Below are 17,603 nucleotides of genomic sequence, written 5' to 3'. Positions count from 1 at the left end.
AAAGCGAAGGGTAGGGCGGTCATTTTTACTATGAATTCATGGCTTCCTTGCGCTTTCTCAATTGTCGTTCCAGATCACTGACGGATTCGGCTATTGAATGTGCAAAACTCTCATTGCTGGATTCGGCAAACAGTCTGGGTCCTGGAAGGCTCAACCTTATGTTACAGATTTTACCGGTTTCATTGGAAGTGGTGTTCTCTTCCTTGAAAAAGACATCTGCCCGGATGACCATATCAAATTTTCTTGAAAGATTTTCCAACTTTTCCTTGGCCAATTGTTCCAAGCGATCGCTTTGGGCAACATCATGATATTCAAATATTATTTGCATGTCAATTTATATTTTATGTATTAAATTTTGTCTAACCAACTCAGTTCAGTTTTACTTTTTATTGCCGAATGCTCCTTGTAAAATCTACCTCAAGTTTTTCGTTTTTTAATCTTGGCGTATGTTGCGTTGAATCCATATAAATTCATTTCGACTATCATTTGCCAAAAAAGCTTAGACCACAATATTTATAATCGCATTTCCGCCCAACGAATTTCGTTTCAAGGAGTTGATGGTAGCTTTGATAGATGCGACCAAGGAATCAAATGAATCAGGTTTTCGGATATATCTATTGGCTCCCTTAAAAAATAACTGCGCTATGCGGTCCATATCAAGTTCGGTGGAATAGATGACGATTGGAACTGATTTTAAATCGGTATTTTTACGTAGAATATCAAGGCACTCTTCCCCATCCAAAATGGGCATGTGTAGATCCAAGTAAATCATATCAGGTTTGCTATCCTTTTGGCGAAGGGCCCTAAGGAGCTCATCACCACTATTAAATATTGAGAGCAGCACTGCCTCATTGATTTCCGAGAGTGCATCTCTGAAAAACTCTTGATCTTCTTTATCGTCATCAACTAAAAAAATACGTAGACCATCCATACAGGAATCTATCTTTTTATATTCTTATTTTATAGTAAACCTTTAAATATGATTGTCCAAATCAATCCTTCGCTTTCCATGCTGTACCATATTGTGTTTCAAAACCGTATATTGAAAAGGTGAAAGGTCGGTAATCAAAAATGATGAATACCATGGCAAATTCTTACTCCGATAAAAAGAAAAATTGGCTCTAAGCATCAAATTACAGGAGGTCGTTCGGTTGGTGCGGCACCGCTATAAAAACGTAAATCAAGAAGCAAGGGCTCACCTTTCATATCATAAGATTTTCCGTTGCTGTCATCAGACATCAAAAGGGAACCGCCCGGTAATTGGGCCAGACCTACAGGACTTCCGGCTTTTTTGGTATATGTGCTAATTTGTAGGCTCACCATATTCTAATTTTGGATCTTATGGTACTGTTGAGTCCTTGGATTACTTAGGTTTGATTCCTTGGGTATGGTATCAGTCCTGTGCTGTAAATCCATTTGATTCAATAAAACATTATCCGGTCAAATGACTTTAAAAAATTAAAGTTTGACTGTAAGTGTCAAGTTTTTCAGCCAAAGAATGCTAAAACGTATTGAGTCCAAAAGATTTTTCTTTGCATTAAATAAATGGAAACCGTGGAACTACTTTTAATGTAGATGCTAAACGGTAGGCATTTTGTTACCGTAAATTTTAAATAATTATGAACAACGATATAAAAGAAATTGAGGACAGTATAAACGACATTATCCAGAAAAATGAAGATGCCATCAAAGGATATGAAAAGGCAGCTGAAAATGCCAAAGAGATTGGTTTAAAACACTATTTTCTTACCAAATCCAAAGAACGAAGAAATTTTTTGGTTGGATTGAAGGCCACCGTTCCTGCATTGGAAACCAGGGATGACATGAACGGTAGTGCAACTGGAGCCGTACACAGAGCATGGATGGACGTAAAGGCATTTTTCTCGGGAGATAACGATGAAGCTATGTTGGAAGAGGCCATTCGAGGTGACAAAGCTGCCGTGGAGGAGTACAATGAGGTGCTTGCCAAAACGGATTTACCTGTTGAGACGGCCAAAATCATTAGAGAACAACGGAATTGGATCGTAACGAATCTTGATAAAATCAAAAGATTGGAAGATGTAATGTAAGTTTTATATGCGAACAGCTTCAATTCAAAACAAGAAAGAGTCGGAAATAGCCGACTCTTTTTGTTTTTGGAGTTTGTATAAAAGAATAAGTGGAAAAATGCAATTCAAATATAGTATTGATTGATGGCCACGTTAAAGGTGCCCCACTGGATTAATCATAAATGAAAAAATTACCTGTAGCGTTTTTAAGGGCCATTTGCAGATCCTGAAGGTTTTTGACACACTTGTAGATCAAAGTTTTTAATTGATTGAAGGAAGAAGGTTTTCTGAGATACCCGGTAGCCCCCATTCTACGAAGCTGCTCTATTTCTTTTTTAAGATACGACGTGGAATAAATGATAACCGGAATGTTTTTGAATTTTTCATCATCTCGAATGTCCGACAAACATTCAAACCCGTTCATCATCGGCATGTTCAAATCCAAAAAGATAATGTCGGGAAGTTTTTCATCGGAATACAGGTTTCCCATTAAACCTACGCCATCTGCAAAGGCAGAGGTTTCTATGGACAAAGGGATTTCCTTCAGGGCTTCGGCAAAAAACAACCTGTCCTCTTCGTCGTCGTCAGCTAAAAAGATATTCATGGTCTAATTGATTTTTTTAAAGATTAATTTAAGTTTAAGAGAGAAGTAGGTTGGGTGTTTACTGAATTGCTCCATCCCGTCCAATATGGATTGAAAGTCCCTGATATTGGATTCTGTTTTTTTAAGGTGGGCCTTAAGAACGTTCTTTGTTTTCCATAAACCTCTAATTTTATATGACGGAATAACATTAAATACAATTACGATAAAGAGGTGGAAATGTAGAGTTTCAGTTCTTAAAATAATACTCCATTTGCACGAATTAGTAACTCGAATAGATTCTGTGCTTTTCTATTCGGGCAAGGAGTTTCATTAACATGCTTGTTCCAGAAGCGGAATTGCCGGTCAGGGGATTTTTGCCCCGTCCTTTCTTGGCAAACCCTACTTGGGGCCTTACTGAAAGGCCGAAAATCAGCCCAGTAGCCCATCAAATTTTAAGGGTCCGTAATAAAAGAAGCTCTGGTTGTTTTTCGGGTCATCAAAAAACAGGGCAGAGCCCGGAGATGACCAAACGTTAAGAAAAGGTCTTGCAGACCTTTTTAGCGAAGGGGCGAGCTTGTCGCGTTGGCCTTCGAAGCCCGAAAGCGAAACAAAAAAAGCCACCCGGAGGTGGCTTTTGTAGTGGAGCCGGAGGGATTCGAACCCTCGTCCAAACAAGCAATAACCATGCTTTCTACATGCTTAGTATCTGTTTGATTTTCGATGCATGCCTGACCAGATACGGCCTAACATACACTTAGCTTCTTTAGGTTTTAGAGGTGTCGCCAAAGCGAACGAACACCCTTGTGTTGACTTTTTTGGTGCCCCTAAAAAGGTCGCCGTCAACAAGGGCTACCAAGGGACATCTCGCTTCCCTACCTTGTAGGGACGAGGCTAATCTTACTATAATTCAGATTATGCGGCAAGAGCGTAATTATTTTCGCCAATTAAAAGTGTGAAACATGAGATTTACGAGCTGTATCCCAGCGCTCGGCATGCTTACATCGCCATTGGTCTTGCTGTCAAAACCGGTCGGCCCCATAATGTCATTCCTGCACTTCGTCTACGCTCAGCATAAACTTCGGCAGGAATCTCTCACTTTTTTATCAAAGAACTTAGCCCTGCACTGAGCAGAATCGAAGTTTGGGCGTTCCCGAGACCTTGCTTCGCAAAATCTCGGTCGGGCTATCGGCCGTACATGCCTGCTTGCTGCAGGCAGGGTACCTACCTCTATCCCTAACGCGGTCGGCAAAGGTAACGCATATCCATCAAACAATAAAAAGTTTGCTTACCCTGCCTTTTCCCCTTATTTTGGTCAATAATTATACCAAAACACCATATGAAGTTCGGAATCATCAGGGAACGTAAAAACCCGCCAGATCGCAGGGTGGTACTATCACCAGAGGAGTGTCAAAATGTCCTATCCAAATTTCCAAAAGCCGAGATTTTGGTCGAATCTTCGCCCATTCGCGTGTTTTCTGACCAAGAATATGCCGATAAAGGCCTAAAAGTGGTCAATGATTTGGAAACCTGCGAAGTGCTGCTCGGCGTCAAGGAAGTGCCTATTGATGCATTGCTTCCCAATAAAAAGTATTTCTTTTTTTCCCATACCATAAAAAAACAGCCCTATAACCAGGAACTGCTCCAAGCCGTACTCGATAAAAACATCGAACTGTATGATCACGAAGTCATTACCAATGCCAAAGGGGCTAGATTGGTGGCCTTTGGTCGCTACGCAGGTATTGTTGGAGCCTACAACGGGTTCAGGGCCTACGGACTTAAGTACGATTTGTTCCAACTGCCCAAAGCGGAATCACTTCTGGACCAACAAGCCTTGATCGCCGAACTCAAAAAAATACAACTGTCCAACATTAAAATTCTACTTACCGGAAAGGGTAGGGTGGGCAATGGCGCCAAGGAAATGCTCGATGCCATGGAGTTAAAAAAAGTAAGCGTATCCGAATACCTGAACGATTCATTTGAAGAACCCGTGTATTGCCAGATAGATGCCTCTGAGTATAACAAACGAAAAGATGCCGTTCGTGGCAGCAAAGCGGATTTTTTTAAAAACCCAGGAGAATACAGATCTGATTTTTTCCGTTTCGCCAAAGTGACGGACTTCTATATTGCGGGGCATTTTTATGGAGACGGAGCTCCTTATCTTTATACTCGAGAGGATGCCAAGCAACAAGAATTCAAAATAAAAGTGGTGGCCGACATCAGTTGCGATATAGATGGCCCCGTGGCATCCACCGTTCGTTCATCTACCATAGCGGAACCCATTTATGGTTACGACCCACAATCCGAAACGGAAACTGATTTCAAAAATGAAGATGCCATTGCCGTAATGGCCGTGGACAATCTGCCCTGCGAATTGCCAAGGGATGCCAGCGTTGGTTTTGGTGATGCGTTTTCCAAATATGTGATACCTTCCTTTTTCAATGGCGATAAAGACGGTATCTTGGAAAGGGCCCTTATGACCCAAAACGGAAAGTTGACACAACGCTATACCTATCTACAAAACTACGTTGACGGTAAAGAATAACTCTTTGTCCAAAAACATTTGCTAAAAGTTGGCTGTGGACTGATTTTTAGTATATTGTATGCCCTAACTCTCAAAAGCCAGTGAAATTCAATTGGGTATTTTCTGGAGATGACAATCCAGCAATGCAACGAACCTGTATCGATCTAGAGTACAGCCTTAGGCCAAGAATCATGCGGTTCTTGTTGTCAAAATTGGACGTAGATGCTGACTTTTCATCTTTCCACTTTGATGTCAATGTCGATAAAAAATGGGTATCAATCTCGGAAAACACCCCACAAGAATATATCCAAAAAATATTGCCGGATTTTAATCAGGCCATCAATGGGTCTTCTTTTTATTCCGTGGCCTAAGCGTGTCCCTTTCATCACAATTAATAAATATTTAAGGATTGCCAAAGAGGTAGAACGTAAATTCCTGATTAATTTTGTCGGCTTAAAATATCAGTACGTTGCACAAGGATTTGATCATAGCGGCACTTTGGAGTATTTCCCCTTTTGGCGAGGCCAAGGTGGGCATTCCCTACGGTATGTACCAAGGAGCTAATGAGTACGTCGTATTTATTGTGTGTTTTTTGGCCAATGTAATGGTATTTCCTTTAATGATGTTCTTTTTGGAGTATATCAACAGGCATTTGGTCAAATGGCGTTTTTATAAAAAGTCCGCCGTATTCGTCGGCCAAAGGGCAAAAAGAGGTTCCGGAAAAAAAATACAGCGTTTCGGTTTCTTGGGCATTGTGTTGTTTGTAATGATTCCGCTGCCTGGTACCGGTGTCTACGCAGGAAGTATAGCCGCGTATCTTTTCAAAATGAAAAAACGTGAAGCTTTCGCCGCAAATACCATAGGCATCTTTTTCTCCTCAGTAATAATTTGGGTGGCCACCTTAATGTCCATGGAGGGCGTTAATTAATATTACTTCGTTATTTTATTCTTTTTGTGCAGGTTGTTATCCATGGTTTTATTTATTTTGCTTTCAACGGATCATTAATTTTAAAATACTTCTATGGCCTCAGGTTTTTTCGCTGTTTTGGACGATATCTCCGCACTTATGGACGATGTGGCGACCATGAGCAAGGTAGCAACCAAAAAAACGGCGGGCATTTTGGGCGATGACTTGGCGGTAAATGCCGAGAAGGCTACAGGTTTTTTGTCCAACAGGGAAATCCCAGTGCTCTGGGCCATTACCAAAGGGTCCTTTATTAACAAATTGATCATTCTCCCGGTCGCATTTTTATTGAGCGCCTATCTGCCCACCGCGATCACGATCATTCTTTTATTGGGAGGTGTTTACTTGGCGTACGAAGGGGCGGAAAAAATTTATGAGTATATTTTTCATAGAGATGATAAGGGCGTAGCCGAAGACCCTACCGAAATTCCCGAAGAGGAGTTGCCCGAACTGGAAAAGAAAAAAATAAAACAAGCCATTATCACAGACTTTATACTGTCCATTGAAATTGTGATCATTGCGCTGAGCACCGTGGTGAACGAACCGTTGGTAACGCGCATAGCCGTAGTTTCTGTAGTGGCGCTATTGGCCACGGTAGGGGTTTATGGTATTGTGGCCCTTATTGTGCGTATGGATGATTATGGCTATCGGCTCATCAACCTTAACGAACAAACAGACAGTTTCTCCGATAAAGTTGGTAAGGTCTTGGTGAAAGGCCTTCCAATCATAATTAAGGGATTGTCCATAGTGGGAACACTTGCATTGTTATTGGTGTCGGGCGGAATTTTTAATCACAATATTGAATTCTTGCACCATTTGTTTCCCGCTTTTCCTTCTTTGCTGAAGGATTTTCTGGTGGGGCTGGTCGTGGGTCTTGTGGCAGTTCTGCTAATGCAGGTGGTAAAGAAGGTTTTTAAACGTAACTAGGATTCTTCCTTAAATTCAAATTTGACCAGAGTGAACCCGGCCGAAGACTATATCCTCAATCAAAAAGAACCCTTCAGAAGCATTTTGTTGCACCTAAAAGCTGTAATCGAGTCTGTTGTTCCTGATGTGGACATGAAATACAAATGGAGCATTCCTTGCTTTTATGCAGGCAAACAGCCCATTTGCTATTTAAATGTGTCCCAAAAAGGGAAGTTTGTGGACATTGCGTTTTGGAACTCGGCACATTTGACCCTTCATTTGGAAAAAATGGTTACGGAAAATCGTAAAGTGGTCAAATCCCTACGGTATTTTACTTTGGAGGAAATCGACCAAGAGGTGTTGGTGGACGTACTGCAGGAATGTTACTCTTTAAAGCATAAAGGTTTCTATAAGCGCTAAACCGTTCAGGTTGGTTATGCGGAAACCGGTTTGGTCGCTTTATCTTTCAATTTAAAGAAAGCGATCCAGAGCGATACGATTCCCAAAACCAACCAGAGCAAATCCACCAAAAGGATGTGCTGATATCCATTTTGATAGGCTACCCACATCCAATTGCCCGATGCAATTCCGTTGGCAATCGGAACCAACAATCCCAACACGCCACCTGAGATCAACGTCCATTTATTGGTAAAGGCAATGTTCTTTTTAAGGATAAAGAATACCGATGCAGCTAACCAAACAAGGAAGTACGTCTGGTATAAAAAGGCACGGTTCACTTCTGGCGCAAACTTCACAAGGATGAATTCCAAGGCAGTCACAGGAAGCAAACTAAGGCAAATTGCCATATACCAATTCGCAACTTGATGGTTGAACTTTCTGCGTTTTTCGGGGATGCCCTTTTTATCGCGGGCGACCAGCCAGATCATAATTCCGGACAATATCACAAAACAGGAAATCAACCCAAGTACAAATGAGATCACCCGCAGGCCGTAACCTGCATAATCGCCAAAATGAAGCCGGAACATCATATTTTTTACACCATCCAAATAGGAATTGTTCGTAGTGGGCACTTTTTCCTCTACAACGGAATTGTCCGCAATTTTGTAAATACGATACCCAAGACCGTTCATTTTGGTCTCGTAACCAAGGTATCCGCTAATGGCGGCGTGCATGTTTTTATCGCCATAGTTGAAGATGTGGGTTTCGGTCATTTTAAAATCGGGCCAATCCTTCTTCATTTGGTTTACGAGTTGATCCAAATGGATCTCTTTGTTCAGTTTCTCGTTCTGAAATTCATATACGGGATGATTGTACTCAAGGTCTTCATATAGTTTGTTCTGGTCACCATTGTACATGCCCATGACCACGGGAAGAATCAAAATACCTTTGAGCAAAAAGAAGGCTCCGGTAACGGCATACACAAACTGAAATGGAAATCCTATCACTCCAAGCGCGGTATGGGCATCCGTCCAAATCGTTTTGATCTTGGCCCAAGGCCTGAAGGTGTAAAAGTTGGAAACGATCTTGTTCCAGTGCACCAAAATCCCTGTAATAATGGCAAACAGGAAGAAAAAGGCAACCAAACCTGACAAATATCTACCGTAGGGATAGGGAATTTGGTCCAAAAAATGAAGGCGGTACAAGAACTCGCCCAAATGGTAGTTGCCTTCGTAATCCCCTTTGGTCTTGTCCATGGTATCCAGGTAAAAAAAGACACGTGCCTTGTCCTCTTCCGCGGCCAATGAATCTTGCGAAGCACCCATGCTCACGGAAATGTTCCTTTCGTTATAATAGTGGCGGAGCTCCACATCCCGGCCATTAAGGTCATGCTCTTTGGAGAGTTCGTCCAAATATCCGTCTATACTTCCAGTTATTGCATCTTCTTGGGTAACGGCATGCCCACGTTGCCAGTTGGTTATCTCATCCCGAAAAAAGGAAAAAGATCCTGTAAAAAAGATGACATAAAGTGCAACACTGATTACAATGCCGCTTACGGTATGTGTATGGAAGAGTATATTATAAATGCGGTTTCCCATAATGCTAAACAATAGGGTTGGTTTGGTTTCCAAAATAGAATATGGCACCGAGCACTAAACTCGCCAAAAGGTAAATGCCCCAAATTTTCCAGCCATTTTTGCCCAAAAAGGCAACTACCATCAACACGGCCCATAAAATAAAGGCGGAAAAAGTACTGGTGATTATTACGGTAACATGGTCGAACCAACTGGCCAAGGCCATATGGAACATTACCGCAACGATCAGACCGCCCAAGATGGCTGCGGAAATTTTCGCGAATCGTTGTGCGGGGGAGGGGGTCAAATATTTTTTGTTGGCTGGCATAGTCTAAAACAACAGGATTTCAAAAATAAACGAACAGGCAAAGATCAGAATCAAAAAAGGGTAGTTCATCAACCGAAGAGGTGCCAAAAGTATCACTAAACTGGCAACCGTCATTAAGATTATAAAAAAAGTGAATGTTCCGGCGCCAAGGCCCCAGTAAAAACAGCTTAGCCCCAATGAAAAAATCATAAGGGCCAGGCCGATATATTTGGAGGCTTTTTCGTGTGCGCCTATCAATTCCTCAAAACCTAAATTTCCGATTCCCGACATTTTTTTTGATGTACTGTACAGCAAGTAAAAGGAAATAAACGCAAGAAGGGAAATTCCGGTGGCCATGGTTATCTCTTTATGCAATAGGTGGCACAATGCCAGATAAATTCATAGTCCTCACCATTGTAGGTGCCGGGAATTTCTTCTTTGGTCGTCGTCTCCACAATGTACTTGGTGTCCCAAGGCAGGGCAAAGGAAACCTCGCCGTTATCATCGGTGTACAAGGTTTTGGACCACAGGTCTGCAACATAAACTTTAAGTTCGTTCTCGGCAATGGGCTCGCCCTTGTACAGCACTTGGAGCTTGATTTCTTTCCCATCATTTTCCAATTGTTTTACAACGATTCCATCAGGATTTGCCGTTTTTGTATCACCATCAGCACCTACTTGAACCTTTGCAGTGGAATGGTAATGCGTTTTGAAAATACCAAAGTCGTACTGGGTATAATCGATTACATCAATTTCGTTGTTGTTCAGGGCAACGGTATAAACACCATTTTGTGATGGAGTGAAGCTGGCCAGATAATGATCTTCTTTGGCTTCGGTGCTCAACTCGGTTTTGGTGCCATCGGGAGCAATTACCCAAAGGGTAAATTTGGAAACGGCGGGAAAGGCTTCACCTGCTACTTTTTCGATAACACCATAGGTGTATTCCCCATAGTGCACGCGTACTTCCTGTGCTTGACCAAGTTTTCCGGTTCCATTGGTCTCTATCCACAAGTAATGGGCCTGGGCACTAAGGGTCCCAAAGAGACAGGTTAAAAAGAGGATGAATTTTGTTTTCATGATGATTTACATTTAAAGCCCCATGCGAGTACATGGGGCTTGATTAATTTGTTTGATGTTAAAAACTATATGCCACGGTAAGTCTTCCGTTGATTCCCGGTTCCGATTGCCAATAGAGGTAAGAACCATAATTGGCACCGGAATATAGATATTCGTCCAAAATATTGTTGATGTTCAACTGAACCCTGAAATTGCTGTTTCTCCATGATAGGGCACCATCCATCCTAAAATAATCTGGAAGGTCGGACTGGTTATCTGCGGCCCAGGCCCAAGTAGATCTATCCACTTGGTATTGGTAGCCCAAGGAAACACCGAACCCGTTCAACGATGATGTCTGGGCGAAGTTGTAGTTCAACCACCCATTGGTTACATGTTTGGCGTGGCCGGCCACTCTGGTGCCCACAATGTCCGGATTGGGGTCTTCGGTCACTTCAACTTTGGTGTTGGCGTAGTTCAGGACTACATTGAGTTCTGGAGTAATTTCCCCTTGCAAGTCGAACTCTATACCTTTTGATTGGACTTCACCCAAATACATGGAGAAGTTTGGGTTTGATGGGTCTGTGGTCAAAATGTTCTCTTTGGTAATTTGATAGACGCCCAAGGAAGTCCGTAATCTTCCATCGAAGAAAATCTTCTTAATACCACCCTCAATATCGTTCGCATCAACAGGGTCGTTCAAAGGTTCCATATCAACGCTCATTCCCGCTTGTGGCAAGAAAGATTGGTCATAGAGTCCGTAGACGGTCAAATCGGGCAAAATGTCAACGCTCAAACCAACACGTGGCGTAAATACATCATCGTTTTCAGTTTTTCCTTGCGTGTACAAGTTCGTGTACCGTCCGGCCAAGGTCAATCGAATTTTATCCTCCAAGAAACCAATCTCATCTTGCAGGTAGTATCCTCTTAACGTATTTGCGCTATATGGAGTACCGCCATTTCTGTACTGAACATTAACGGAACGGTCAAATTCTGGGATAGTGACACCATATTGGGGATTATAAATATTGAAGGGAGCAGCAGTGTCCACGGGAAGTGTAACCGAGAAATCGGCCCAATAGGATTTGTCGCTGAAATCGAAGCCTCCCAATATTTTATGGGAAACAGCGCCGGTATTGAAGGCTCCATTGATATATAACTGGGCATATTTACCTACGGATAGTGCATCCCACTGGGATATGGTCCTAACCACATCTCCGGTATCGCTATCAAGTCCTCCAATCCATGCGGAGTTCCCAACTTGATCATATCTTAGGTATGCCATTTGACCTTCAACGCTCCAGTTATCGGAGAATTCGTGCTTGGCATTTAAAAAGAAGGTAACTTCTTGAATGTCGGTTTTGGGGTAATTGGTATCAACAAAGTTGAAATCACGGGGCAGGCTCGCGTATCCGTCTTCCACAGGCGCAAAAATATAGGCAGATCCCAAGAAGGATTCGGCATCCTGTAGGTTCATCTCTGCTGTAACGGAAGTTTTATCGCTAAACTTGTAAGTTAGGGCGGGGGCAATGCCAAACCTATCCGTCTTTTCGTTTCCTCGGTGGGTGTCGGTAGTTTGATACATGGCATTAAAACGATAGAGCAACTTTCCATTTTCGGAGGCTTTACCGCCCACATCAATGGTACCGCGATAAAAATCAAAGCTTCCTGCCGTAAAAGAGGCATTGGCGACAAATTCTTCCGTAGGTTTTTTGGTGACTACGTTATAAAAACCACCGGGCTCGCCAGCGGACATCATAAATCCGGCAGGGCCTTTTACAAACTCAATGCGTTCCACTGTGTTCATATCTTCGGCCAAAGGCCCCCAACTGTCCTGAACGTTTACCCCGTTCCTGAAGGCTGGTAAACGGAAACCGCGCATATTGATCCTGGCAAATTGACCCCAGTGCTCCAGCATGGTCACACCGCTCACGTTTCGGGTAAGTCCGTCCATTATGGTGGTAACCTGTTGGTCCTTGAGCAGTTCATTGCTTATGACCTGTACATTTTGCGGTAGTTTCACCAATTCGGTTTTTAGCCTTAGCGATGTTGAAGGTTCTTTTTCTAAATATTTATTTTGATGGCCTTCAACAATCACTTCGTTAAGTTGTTCTTGTTTTTCCATCATTTTAACCGTTGGAACCTGTGTGGTTTGTCCGGCGTTAATAGTGATGGTCTTAGTTTGCATACCATAACCCACCATAGAAAAGGTAAGGGTGTAGGAGCCAGCTGCAAGGTCGTCGATTTTATAGGATCCCGAACTATCGGATGTGGCACCCAAACTGGTGTTGGATAGCATGATGTTTACGTCGGGTAGGGGGCTGTTTCTTTGGTCTGTCACTTTTCCTTCCAAACTTCCTGTTTGGGCTTGCGAAAAAGAAAAGACAGCTAGGCTGAGGATGAGTAGTATATTTTTCATTAGTTATTTGTAATTAATCTAAATAAATTTCGATTGCAAATGTATGTTCCAACATTCAATCCGGCAAAAAATATTTAGACTAATTATAAATAAAACTAAAATTTAATTGTAATTGGTTTTAAATCAAAAGATTGATTTTGTTAAAATTGTAGTTTACAAAGAATTTACAGGGAATTGATGGTTTTTCTGATTGCAGTCAAATCGGTCAAAAGTTTTTCCAATAAACTTAAATCCAACATATTGGCGCCATCACTTTTAGCATTGGAGGGGTCAAAATGGGTTTCCATAAAAAGTCCATCGACACCGGCAGCAATTCCTGCTCGGGACATGGTTCCAATCAATGCGGGACGACCGCCCGTAACTCCGGAAGATTGGTTGGGCTGTTGAAGGGAATGGGTCACATCCAGTACCACTGGTGCATATTGTTTCATGGTAGGGATACCACGGAAATCCACGATCATATCCTGATAACCGAACATGGTTCCACGATCAGTGATCCACACTTGTCCATTTCCAGTATCGGTTACCTTGCTTACCGCATGTTTCATACTTTCAGGGCTCATAAACTGCCCTTTCTTTAAGTTGACGACTTTGCCCGTTTCTGCAGCAGCTATGACCAAATCGGTCTGTCTCACCAAAAAAGCTGGTATTTGAAGCACATCCACATATTCGGCAGCCATGGCAGCATCAGATATTTCATGGATATCGGTAATGGTCGGAACTCCAAATGTATCGGAAACCTTTTTTAGAATTTTAAGGGCCTTTTCATCTCCAATTCCAGTGAATGAATCAATACGGCTACGGTTCGCTTTTTTAAAACTTCCCTTAAACACATAGGGGATGTTCAGTTTGTCCGTAATGGCGGTGACCTTTTCCGCAATACGCATGGCCATATCCTCGCCTTCAATGGCGCAAGGACCTGCCAATAGGAAAAAATTATCGCTGTCCGTGTGTTTTATCTGTGGGATTTTGGTGATATCCATTTCTTAAAGTTTGCACAAATATACTATTAAACCATGGTTCCTTTTTAGATTTATCGATACAAACCATCAACCATGAAAAATACATATGTTCTTATTTTGCTTTGTTCAGTGTCGACTTTTGTGCAAGCCCAATGGCAAGAGCGGGGCGGAACATTTGATTTGGCCCATTTGGAGCGGCATCAGTTTAAACTGAACTTGCTGAGTCCGGGATTTACGTATGAACTGGGCCTGTTTAAAAACCAGAGTGTGTCCGCCAACCTTGGTTTGGCCAATGCTACATACGAAGAGGGCTATGTGCTCGGTTTGGCAATGAACAACCGTTACCGCTATTACCATAATTTTGATAGGAGGGAGCGGTTGGACAAAAATACCTCTGGCAACTCTGGGAATTATATCGCCGCCGCTCAAGCTATTTTCTTTTCACAACTTCGGATTTCCACAAACGTTGAAGGTCCGGACGATTTCAATCTAGGTTTTTACGGACTGGCTTACGGTATACAGCGTACGTATGAGAAAGGCTTCAATTTTAATTTGGAACTTGGTGCAGGATATTACAAAGGGGATGGTGTGCCCGATGGTTACGGACCTTTGATAAACTTTACCTTTGGTTGGGTGGCGACCAAACGGAAGAAAAAAAACCCGTATTTTGACTAAAAAGGACATTAAAGCATACTATTTTGCTCAACTTGGGGTTATAGTACTACCAAATTAGCCTACATGCGTCGCTTATTATTTCTGGCTTTCCTTTTGATTGGATTTCTGACCCAAGCTCAATATGGGACAAACTGCGAAATCCGCCAGTTTAAGCTCAATGCCTTTAATCCCGGTATTGAGTATGAGATGGCTTTGGGGGTAAACAGCACATTGGATATTCGAGTCGCTTATCAGGCCGCTTTAGAGCCGGCGAGCTCCCGACCATTGGAAGATTTTGATTTTTTCCCAGCCATTACCGTCCAAAACAGATATTATCACAACTTGAACAGTCGTGAAAGGCGCAGAAGGTCCATTTATGGGAATTCGGGCAACTACATCGCACCTTCAGCAGCTATCTTTTCTCCCGGGGACCGTGTGGTAGAGGGCCGTATAGTGGAAGGTGTTCATGGCTACGGTGGTCTTGTCTATGGCATCCAACGTAGTTTTGATTCAGGTTTTAGTTTTTCCATTGATGCCGGTGCAGGCTACTATGTAGGGCCGTTCAAAGGGACCATTCAACCCGTGGTAAACTTGAGTATTGGTTGGATTATCAGCGAAAAGCGCTGGTGCGTTGGTTTGTAACCTCTATCTGGTACAGTATTTGATTGTGAAAGAGGAAATACAAACTAACCATTTATGAAAACCATTTCCTTCTTATTTTTATGTTTATTCGTTGAAGCTATAGGGATAGCACAATCCGCAAAGAATGTTGAAGACCATCAACTTACCCTAAATGTACTGCTGCCTGGTGTTATTTACGAACAGGGACTTTCCCAAAACTCAACTATAGCGGCTGAGGCTACAATGGGGTTTGCTTATGTAGAGTCTAGTTTCACGGATAACGGATTTGGTATTTATCCCATTGGAAGACTTCAATACCGACATTACTATAATTTTGAGAGAAGGCTTGAAAGAGGAAAACGCATTGCTGGCAATACGGGAAACTATATATCTCCCATTATCGCCATTCAGGGCGGCAAGGCGATAATCGGGAACTTGAATTACATGTCGGATTATTTTGCAGGAATTGGCGCCGTGTACGGTCTTCAGCGTACGGGCCAAAAAGGATTGCAATTTAGATTTGAGTTCGGACCAGGTTATTTCTTCGATGAATTTGAAAGTAACTTCGGTATTTTTCTTGCCCTGAAGCTCGGTTGGGTGGTCAGCAGAAACTGATATGTCGGAACTTGCACAAAATCAATAAGATAAAAATAACATTTAGGAGTGTTGCACAAGAAAAAATAGCAGTATCTTTGCGGGCTTAAAAAATAGGTTATGTCCAAAATCAAAAATATTGCAATCATTGCACACGTAGACCACGGTAAAACTACCTTGGTCGATAAAATCATGTACCATTGCCAGTTGTTCCGCGAAAACGAGAACAAGGGCGACCTGATATTGGATAACAACGACCTGGAAAGGGAGCGTGGAATCACCATTGTTTCCAAAAACGTTTCCGTTGTTTACAAAGACACAAAAATTAATATTATAGATACCCCTGGTCACGCCGATTTCGGTGGTGAGGTAGAGCGTGTTTTGAACATGGCCGATGGGGTTTTGTTGTTGGTGGATGCCTTCGAAGGGCCAATGCCACAGACCCGTTTTGTGCTTCAAAAAGCGATTGACCTTGGTTTGAAGCCTTGCGTGGTGATCAACAAAGTGGATAAAGAAAACTGTACGCCGGAAGAAGTGCACGAGAAAGTATTCGATTTGATGTTTGAATTGGGTGCCGAAGAATGGCAGTTGGATTTCCCGACCGTTTACGGTTCTGCAAAGAACAACTGGATGGGCGAGGATTGGAAAGTACAGACCGAGAACATTGAGCCGTTGTTGGATATGGTGATCGAACACGTGCCTGAGTTCAAACCTCAAGAAGGTACCACTCAAATGTTGATCACTTCTTTGGATTACTCATCGTTTACAGGGCGAATCGCGATTGGTAGATTGCAACGTGGTAAACTTCGTGAAGGACAACAGGTTTCTTTGGTGAAAAGAGATGGTTCCATCGTAAAAACTAGGATCAAGGAACTTTACACTTTTGAAGGCTTGGGCCGTTTAAGAGTAGAAGAAGTGGTCGCTGGTGATATTTGTGCCATTGTGGGTATGGAAGGATTCGAGATCGGGGATACCGTTGCCGATATCGAAAATCCAGAAAAATTGAAGACCATCGCTATTGATGAGCCTACCATGAGTATGCTTTTCACAATCAACGATAGTCCGTTTTTTGGTAAGGATGGAAAGTTTGTTACTTCCCGTCACATCAAGGAGCGATTGGAAAAAGAATTGGAGAAAAACTTGGCGCTTCGTGTACAACAAACGGATAGTGCCGATAAATTCTTGGTCTATGGCCGTGGGGTATTGCACCTTTCCGTATTGATCGAAACCATGCGCAGGGAAGGTTACGAGCTTCAAATCGGTCAGCCACAGGTAATCATCAAGGAGATTGATGGAGTAAAATGTGAGCCGGTGGAGCACTTGACCATTGACCTACCAGAAGAAGTTTCAGGAAAAGCTGTTGAAATGGTATCCATCCGTAAGGGTGAGATGACCAGTATGGAGGCCAGAGGTTCCCGAATGGTTTGTGAATTCATTATTCCATCCAGAGGAATCATCGGACTTAGGAACCAATTGTTGACGGCTACCGCAGGTGAGGCCATTATGGCGCACCGATTTTTTGAATATCAACCATTGAAAGGGGATATCGCACAGCGATTGAACGGTTCATTGGTCTCTATGGAAAACGGAACAGCGATTCCTTATTCCATTGATAAACTTCAGGAAAGGGGTAAATTCTTTATTGACCCGGGAGAGGATATCTACGAAGGACAGGTAATCGGTGAAAACTCCCGTCAAGATGATATGACGGTGAACGTGACCAAGACCAAAAAGCTATCGAACGTTCGTTCTTCTGGTGCCGATGATAAGGCGAAGATTGTTCCTGCCATCAAATTTTCATTGGAAGAAGCGTTGGAATACATTCAAAAGGATGAATACGTAGAAGTGACTCCAAACCACTTGAGGCTCAGGAAAATTTACCTAAAAGAGGTGGATAGAAAAAGAAACAAAGTAGTTTAAGAAAGATTCAATTTGACATTTGAACAAAGCGGATGGGGTTACATACTTCATTCGCTTTTCTTTCGAAAATCACTGAGTC

Annotated in this window: 20 protein-coding genes and 1 other RNA gene; 10 read left to right on the top strand and 11 right to left on the bottom strand. The window is 42.5% G+C overall.

Annotation, left to right across the window (positions count from 1 at the left end; translation table 11 throughout):
* Positions 1 to 28: 28 nt before the first annotated feature.
* The 3 genes from hpf to GVT53_RS12935 form a co-directional block, all read right to left on the bottom strand.
* Positions 29 to 328: a ribosome hibernation-promoting factor, HPF/YfiA family gene (hpf, locus tag GVT53_RS12945; RefSeq protein ID WP_166248953.1), complete on the bottom strand. Its 300-nt coding sequence runs from the start codon at positions 326 to 328 to the stop codon at positions 29 to 31.
* 171 nt (positions 329 to 499) lie between these two features.
* On the bottom strand, positions 500 to 931 hold the full coding sequence (locus GVT53_RS12940) for a response regulator (RefSeq protein ID WP_166248952.1): 432 nt from the start codon (positions 929 to 931) through the stop codon (positions 500 to 502).
* Between the two features lie 197 nt (positions 932 to 1,128).
* On the bottom strand, positions 1,129 to 1,323 hold the full coding sequence (locus GVT53_RS12935; protein ID WP_166248951.1) for a hypothetical protein: 195 nt from the start codon (positions 1,321 to 1,323) through the stop codon (positions 1,129 to 1,131).
* A gap of 296 nt (positions 1,324 to 1,619) precedes the next feature.
* Between GVT53_RS12935 and GVT53_RS12930 the strand changes: the two genes are divergently transcribed.
* Positions 1,620 to 2,069 (top strand): ferritin-like domain-containing protein, encoded by a 450-nt coding sequence (locus GVT53_RS12930; protein WP_166248950.1) that lies wholly within the window; start codon positions 1,620 to 1,622, stop codon positions 2,067 to 2,069.
* Positions 2,070 to 2,220: 151 nt separating this feature from the next.
* Here the strand turns inward: GVT53_RS12930 and GVT53_RS12925 are convergent, their stop codons facing one another.
* Both GVT53_RS12925 and ssrA read right to left on the bottom strand, forming a co-directional pair.
* Entirely contained in the window at positions 2,221 to 2,652 is a 432-nt protein-coding gene (locus tag GVT53_RS12925) for a response regulator (RefSeq protein WP_166248949.1), read from the bottom strand.
* Positions 2,653 to 3,268: 616 nt separating this feature from the next.
* Positions 3,269 to 3,668: a transfer-messenger RNA gene (ssrA, locus tag GVT53_RS12920) on the bottom strand.
* 299 nt (positions 3,669 to 3,967) lie between these two features.
* Between ssrA and GVT53_RS12915 the strand changes: the two genes are divergently transcribed.
* From GVT53_RS12915 to GVT53_RS12895, 5 genes are all read left to right on the top strand, one after another.
* Positions 3,968 to 5,173, top strand: a complete 1,206-nt coding sequence (locus tag GVT53_RS12915; RefSeq protein ID WP_166248948.1) for an NAD(P)-dependent oxidoreductase — start codon at positions 3,968 to 3,970, stop codon at positions 5,171 to 5,173.
* Positions 5,174 to 5,253: 80 nt separating this feature from the next.
* Entirely contained in the window at positions 5,254 to 5,523 is a 270-nt protein-coding gene (locus tag GVT53_RS12910) for a hypothetical protein (protein WP_166248947.1), read from the top strand.
* 98 nt (positions 5,524 to 5,621) lie between these two features.
* On the top strand, positions 5,622 to 6,080 hold the full coding sequence (locus GVT53_RS12905) for a COG2426 family protein (protein WP_166248946.1): 459 nt from the start codon (positions 5,622 to 5,624) through the stop codon (positions 6,078 to 6,080).
* 93 nt (positions 6,081 to 6,173) lie between these two features.
* Positions 6,174 to 7,043, top strand: a complete 870-nt coding sequence (locus GVT53_RS12900) for a DUF808 domain-containing protein (RefSeq protein WP_166248945.1) — start codon at positions 6,174 to 6,176, stop codon at positions 7,041 to 7,043.
* Positions 7,044 to 7,073: 30 nt separating this feature from the next.
* Complete coding sequence (locus tag GVT53_RS12895) at positions 7,074 to 7,442, top strand: DUF1801 domain-containing protein (protein ID WP_166250485.1); 369 nt, start codon at positions 7,074 to 7,076, stop codon at positions 7,440 to 7,442.
* A gap of 14 nt (positions 7,443 to 7,456) precedes the next feature.
* Here the strand turns inward: GVT53_RS12895 and GVT53_RS12890 are convergent, their stop codons facing one another.
* The 6 genes from GVT53_RS12890 to kdsA all read right to left on the bottom strand — a co-directional run bounded on the left by GVT53_RS12890 (position 7,457) and on the right by kdsA (position 13,756).
* Positions 7,457 to 9,019 (bottom strand): PepSY-associated TM helix domain-containing protein, encoded by a 1,563-nt coding sequence (locus GVT53_RS12890; protein WP_166248944.1) that lies wholly within the window; start codon positions 9,017 to 9,019, stop codon positions 7,457 to 7,459.
* Between the two features lie 4 nt (positions 9,020 to 9,023).
* On the bottom strand, positions 9,024 to 9,323 hold the full coding sequence (locus tag GVT53_RS12885; protein ID WP_166248943.1) for a hypothetical protein: 300 nt from the start codon (positions 9,321 to 9,323) through the stop codon (positions 9,024 to 9,026).
* A gap of 3 nt (positions 9,324 to 9,326) precedes the next feature.
* Complete coding sequence (locus GVT53_RS12880; protein ID WP_166248942.1) at positions 9,327 to 9,659, bottom strand: hypothetical protein; 333 nt, start codon at positions 9,657 to 9,659, stop codon at positions 9,327 to 9,329.
* A 2-nt stretch (positions 9,660 to 9,661) separates the two neighbouring features.
* The gene (locus GVT53_RS12875) at positions 9,662 to 10,378 is read right to left on the bottom strand and encodes a DUF4198 domain-containing protein (protein ID WP_166248941.1); all 717 of its coding nucleotides are present in this window, start codon (positions 10,376 to 10,378) and stop codon (positions 9,662 to 9,664) included.
* 58 nt (positions 10,379 to 10,436) lie between these two features.
* A complete protein-coding gene (locus GVT53_RS12870; RefSeq protein WP_166248940.1) occupies positions 10,437 to 12,773 on the bottom strand; it encodes a TonB-dependent receptor in 2,337 nt (778 codons plus the stop codon).
* Positions 12,774 to 12,937: 164 nt separating this feature from the next.
* Positions 12,938 to 13,756, bottom strand: coding sequence for a 3-deoxy-8-phosphooctulonate synthase (gene kdsA, locus GVT53_RS12865; protein ID WP_166248939.1), 819 nt, complete (start codon positions 13,754 to 13,756; stop codon positions 12,938 to 12,940).
* A gap of 72 nt (positions 13,757 to 13,828) precedes the next feature.
* Here kdsA and GVT53_RS12860 point away from each other — a divergent pair, with 72 nt between their 5' ends.
* From GVT53_RS12860 to typA, 4 genes are all read left to right on the top strand, one after another.
* On the top strand, positions 13,829 to 14,410 hold the full coding sequence (locus tag GVT53_RS12860) for a hypothetical protein (RefSeq protein ID WP_166248938.1): 582 nt from the start codon (positions 13,829 to 13,831) through the stop codon (positions 14,408 to 14,410).
* A gap of 63 nt (positions 14,411 to 14,473) precedes the next feature.
* Positions 14,474 to 15,031 (top strand): hypothetical protein, encoded by a 558-nt coding sequence (locus GVT53_RS12855; protein WP_166248937.1) that lies wholly within the window; start codon positions 14,474 to 14,476, stop codon positions 15,029 to 15,031.
* A 54-nt stretch (positions 15,032 to 15,085) separates the two neighbouring features.
* Entirely contained in the window at positions 15,086 to 15,625 is a 540-nt protein-coding gene (locus tag GVT53_RS12850; RefSeq protein ID WP_166248936.1) for a hypothetical protein, read from the top strand.
* 99 nt (positions 15,626 to 15,724) lie between these two features.
* Complete coding sequence (typA, locus tag GVT53_RS12845; RefSeq protein WP_166248935.1) at positions 15,725 to 17,524, top strand: translational GTPase TypA; 1,800 nt, start codon at positions 15,725 to 15,727, stop codon at positions 17,522 to 17,524.
* Positions 17,525 to 17,603 lie beyond the last annotated feature (79 nt).

Origin of the sequence: Flagellimonas oceani, assembly GCF_011068285.1 — a bacterium.
Classification (GTDB): domain Bacteria; phylum Bacteroidota; class Bacteroidia; order Flavobacteriales; family Flavobacteriaceae; genus Flagellimonas; species Flagellimonas oceani.
The sequence above is the reverse complement of the archived record's forward strand: the minus strand, read 5'-3'. Positions and strand labels throughout refer to the sequence as shown.